The 1472-nt window shown below is 63.0% G+C and carries 2 protein-coding genes and 1 pseudogene; all 3 read left to right on the top strand.

The annotated features are described in order from the left end of the window. Positions 1 to 471, top strand: a pseudogene (locus tag IL54_RS17570) (putative DNA modification/repair radical SAM protein); the annotation flags it as partial. Positions 472 to 554: 83 nt separating this feature from the next. Beyond that, positions 555 to 899, top strand: coding sequence for a hypothetical protein (locus tag IL54_RS17565; protein ID WP_409593663.1), 345 nt, complete (start codon positions 555 to 557; stop codon positions 897 to 899). Positions 900 to 980: 81 nt separating this feature from the next. Then, a complete protein-coding gene (locus tag IL54_RS17560; RefSeq protein ID WP_037477343.1) occupies positions 981 to 1442 on the top strand; it encodes a hemerythrin domain-containing protein in 462 nt (153 codons plus the stop codon). Positions 1443 to 1472 lie beyond the last annotated feature (30 nt).

Below are 1472 nucleotides of genomic sequence, written 5' to 3'. Positions count from 1 at the left end.
GCTTTCTCTCCCATCCCCTCGCCCAGCGCCGTGCTGCCGCTCAAGCGCCCGCCGTTGATGCGCGAACATCGGCTCTACCAGTCCGACTGGATGATGCGTTTCTATGGCTATGACGCGAGCGAAGTGGCGGCGGCGACCGATGCGGAAACCGGCTGCCTGCCGCTCGACATCGATCCCAAGCTCGCCTGGGCGCTCAACCATCGCGCCATCTTTCCGGTCGACGTCAATCGCGCCCCGCGCGAAGCGCTGCTGCGGGTGCCGGGCCTGGGGGTCAAGGCGGTCGATCGCATCCTCGCCAGCCGCCGCCATCGCCGCCTGCGGCTCGACGATGTCGCGCGGATGACGACCTCTATCAAGAAGCTGCGACCCTTTCTGGTGGCGGTGGATTGGCGCCCGGTGGCGCTCATTGACCGCGCCGATCTGCGCGCGCGCATGACGCCACCCGCTAGCCAGCTCGAACTCTTTGTGTAGCCGCGACTTTTCCGGTTGCTTCCGAGTCGCGATCGTGGAATTCTTTGGCTTTCCGTCATTCAGGGGGTCGGGTCTTGGCGACGATGTTCGACAATCAGGCAATGGGCCGCAGCGGCGGCTTTGCGAAGCGGATCAGCAGCCATCTGGCGGCGGCGCTGGTGGTATTCTGCCTGTTGCAGATTTTCATCGTCGCGAAAATGGGCGGATCGCTGGTGCTGCACCTGGGCGTCATCGTCGCGATCGGCGGCTATGCGATTGCCGCGCGCGGGCTGGAGCGGCGCTGGCAGATGCTCGACCACAGCAGCCTGTCGCGCAGCGGCCTGGCGCTCCGCTTCCGTCGCGACGTCGTGCAACTCTGGGCCGCCAGCCTGATCGGCGCGGCGCTCTGGATTCCCGTCGCCATCATCTTCCGCGCGCTGTTCGGCTGAAGGCGTTCGGCTGAAGGCGGATCGGCGGGAGCCAATTGCCGTTCGCGTCGTTGTGATCCTTCGAACCAGGGAGGAACCAGCATGGCCGACATCACTATTTTCGATCGCCTGAAACAGGATCATGACGCCCATCGCCAGCTTTTCGACAAGATGGCCAAGGCGGAAAGCGACGATCAGCTCGAAAAATTATTCGCGCAATTCGCCGTCGAAGTGACAGCCCACGCTGCGGCGGAAGAGGAAACCCTCTACGCCACTATGTTGTCGCGCCCGGACCTGCGCGAAGATGCGCAGCATAGCGTGTCCGAACATAAGGAAATCGACGATTATCTCGAAGAACTGGACGGGCTGAAATTCAACGGCGAAGCCTGGCGCAAGAAATTTGCCGAGATGAAGAAGCGCTACCTCCATCATATCGAGGAGGAAGAGGAAGAGATGTTCCCGACCGCTGCCAAGGATCTGACCGCGGACGAAGAGAAGAAGCTCGGCGCGCTGTTCGCCAAGCGCAAGCCCGCCGAACTGGAACGCGCCCAGGCAGAGGAGTAAGCGAGACACCATGCACCGCGTCGCCCTGAC

The sequence above is a fragment of the Sphingobium sp. ba1 genome, assembly GCF_000743655.1.
Classification (GTDB): domain Bacteria; phylum Pseudomonadota; class Alphaproteobacteria; order Sphingomonadales; family Sphingomonadaceae; genus Sphingobium.
Note: the sequence above shows the minus strand (reverse complement) of the source record. Positions and strands in the feature narration are given on the sequence as shown.